This is a genomic window from Mumia sp. (assembly GCF_028803055.1).
GTDB lineage: Bacteria > Actinomycetota > Actinomycetes > Propionibacteriales > Nocardioidaceae > Mumia.
This window is the reverse complement of sequence record NZ_JARBCJ010000284.1, coordinates 1-2,695: the sequence shown is the minus strand read 5'-3', so window position 1 is coordinate 2,695 and position 2,695 is coordinate 1. Positions and strand designations below refer to the sequence as shown.

Annotated in this window: 4 protein-coding genes; 3 read left to right on the top strand and 1 reads right to left on the bottom strand. The window is 68.3% G+C overall.

The genetic code is table 11. The annotated features are described in order from the left end of the window. Positions 1-143 precede the first annotated feature (143 nt). The 3 genes from PV363_RS17085 to PV363_RS17075 all read left to right on the top strand — a co-directional run bounded on the left by PV363_RS17085 (position 144) and on the right by PV363_RS17075 (position 2,496). Positions 144-869 carry an AAA family ATPase gene (locus tag PV363_RS17085; RefSeq protein ID WP_220341094.1) on the top strand — a complete coding sequence of 242 codons (726 nt, stop codon included), beginning with the start codon at positions 144-146 and terminating at the stop codon, positions 867-869. Between the two features lie 85 nt (positions 870-954). After that, positions 955-1,881, top strand: a complete 927-nt coding sequence (locus PV363_RS17080) for a hypothetical protein (protein ID WP_301022987.1) — start codon at positions 955-957, stop codon at positions 1,879-1,881. Between the two features lie 297 nt (positions 1,882-2,178). Continuing rightward, positions 2,179-2,496 (top strand): YciI family protein, encoded by a 318-nt coding sequence (locus PV363_RS17075; RefSeq protein ID WP_255559270.1) that lies wholly within the window; start codon positions 2,179-2,181, stop codon positions 2,494-2,496. Positions 2,497-2,546: 50 nt separating this feature from the next. Here the strand turns inward: PV363_RS17075 and PV363_RS17070 are convergent. Then, positions 2,547-2,695, bottom strand: a 149-nt coding sequence (locus tag PV363_RS17070) for a LuxR C-terminal-related transcriptional regulator (protein ID WP_301022988.1), incomplete at its 5' end; no start/stop codon positions are given.

Sequence of the window (2,695 nt, the reverse complement as noted above, 5' to 3'; positions counted from 1 at the left end):
GACCTGGGTGGGAGGCGTGGTCGGCCGGGGTACACGGAGGATGGCACCGCCTGGCGGGGTAACCATCCCGAATGCACGACACGTCTCCGTTCCGGTGCTTCGCGCGCGGTCTCGCCTTTGCCCTGTGATGCGACAGTGGTCGCGTGAGCTTCGACCAGCAGCCGGTGGTACGAGTATCGGCGAACCCGGGCGCGCCGCTGCCCGACGACTGGGCCGGCGACATCCCCGCTGTGAAGCAGCTTCTCAGCGAGGGCCTTGACCTCGCACCCGGCGTGACGTTCCTCGTGGGTGAGAACGGGTCGGGCAAGTCGACGATCGTCGAGGCCATCGCCGTCGCGTACGGGTTGTCGCCTGAGGGTGGCACCGCCTACGGGCATCACCAGACGCGCCGTACGGAGTCAGATCTGCACGGCTCGCTGTTGCTGCAGCGAGGCATCGGATCAGGGCGGTGGGGCTTCTTCCTGCGCGCAGAGACGATGCACGGCTGGTACACGTTCCTCGAGGACAACCCGGGCAGCGGTCCGGACTTCCACGCGATGAGTCACGGGGAGTCGTTCCTCGCGGTGCTCGAGGCACGCTTCAACTCAACGGGTTTCTACGTGCTCGACGAGCCGGAGGCCGCGCTGTCTTTCGCGTCGACGCTGGGGCTGATGGCGCGCCTCGACGACCTCACGCGCTCGGGCGCACAGGTGCTGTGCGCGACTCACTCGCCGGTCCTCGCCTCGCTTCCCGCCGCGCGGATCATCGAGGTCGGTCCCTGGGGTCTGCGGGACGCTCGCTGGGAGGAGCTCGAGCTCGTACGCCACTGGCGTGCATACCTCGAGACGCCCGAGCGGTACCTCCGTCACCTGCTCGACCCCGGCGGCTGACCAGCGCCGCGAGTGCCTGCGCTCGAGGAACGGGCGAGCCACCCGGATGGTGGACGGGTGGACATCGAGGGTGCAGACTGCCCCCGTGATCGACGACGACGCCTATCTGGCGCAGCTGCAGAGGATCTTCGACGCGAACGACCCTGGAATCGGCATCGATCGATTCACCGGGTACGGCAGCGAATGGCGTGTTTCGGGCCTCCGTGTGGTCGCCAACGAGGATGGGTTCGACGACGTCGACGTCGATATTGAGGTCAACGGGAGCGGTGCGGACGGGCCGCTGCAGGTGCGGTCGCAGGTGCTGTTCGATCGGCAGTGGCGCAGCGACGCCGGGTATGAGGATCCGGCGGTGTTCGCGCCATACCTCGTCCGGGAGCTCGATGGGAGGATCTACGGTCTTGTCCGCGATCGCGACTCCGATGTCGCGGGCACACTCCCTCCGGCCATCGACGGCGCCACGCGCGACGAGTGGTGGGCCGCTCTGCTCGACGATCTGAGTGGTGAGGCCGTCGTGGCGCGGGAGGTCGGTCCGGGGACCATCGAGGTTGAGCAGCTCGACGAACCCACCACGTGGGTCCATGTGACCAGTGACCAGTGGGCCCGGTACGTCTCCGAGCACGGGTGGGATCAGGCTACGGAGGACCTCGCGACGACACGGTCTGCGCTGTGGGAGGAGCACACGGTCCTGTTCCGAGGGCGCCTGTGGTGCTCGATCCGCGCGGAGCTTCCTCCCATCAGCCAGGAGCAGGACGAACGCTCCAAGGGAATCCCGCCCGAAGAAGGGAGGATGGCCGGGGGCTATTGGGTGGCGGTCGACGGGCGGGGGCAGGAGCACCGCTTTCCCGAGATGCTCGAGGACGAACCGGGCGGGTTCGCCGGTGTGGTGCGGCGTCAGTTCGATCGGTTGCGGCGGCGCTGCACGGACTGTCGGACGACACCCGGCTCGTGGTCTCCGAGCTGCTCGGCGACCTGCGCGGCGCGTAGCGGGAGGTCCCGGAGTCGACGTGCGTGATCGTCCACGGCGGCTCGGAGGAGCTGCGCGCCTTCGAACCCGTGTAGGTAGCCATCTGCCGGCACGACTCACCGCGCGCGTCTCCCGCCTGCGAGACATCGAGTCCGGCTTCCGGCCACGGACGGGCCGTGGTGGTCAGCTGGCTCACGTCAGCGTGGGTGCTGCCTTGACTCCTAATCTGAATGATTAAGACTGGGCCGGTACGTGGGCCGATGAGTCCCCGCGTCGAGGACGGTCGTACACCGCATGAGCCAATTCCTGCTTTCCGTCCCGCACGACTCCGATGAGGAGCCGACCATGGAGACCATGGACCCGGCTGAACTCGAGGCGGCCATGGCGGCCACCGGCGCGATCATCGAGGAGCTGACGTCGACCGGAGCCTTCGTCTTCGCGGGTGGTCTGATGCCGCCCTCGAGCGCGATCACGGTCGACAACACCGGCGAGTCGCTGAGCACCGTCAACGGCCCGTTCGTGGAGGCGCCGGAGTACCTCGGGGGCTTCTGGGTGATTGACGTCGCCGATGAGGAGGCAGCCCTCGGCTGGGCTGCCCGGGCGTCGAAGGCCCTCGGCGGCCGGATCGAGGTCCGGGCCTTCCAGGTGCCGGCGGGGGAGTGAGCTCGGTCGCCGAGCGGGGTTCCCGAGCTGGCGGTCTGCGATCTGTACCGCTAATCGGCTCTCACGCGTCGGGTGCCGTATGCCCACATCGCGATCTCGACGCGGTTGCGGGCGCCGAGCTTGGTCATCAACGAGGCGACGTGGGTCTTGACCGTGCTCAGGCCGACGAAGAGCTCCGTGGCGATCTCGGCGTTGGTCC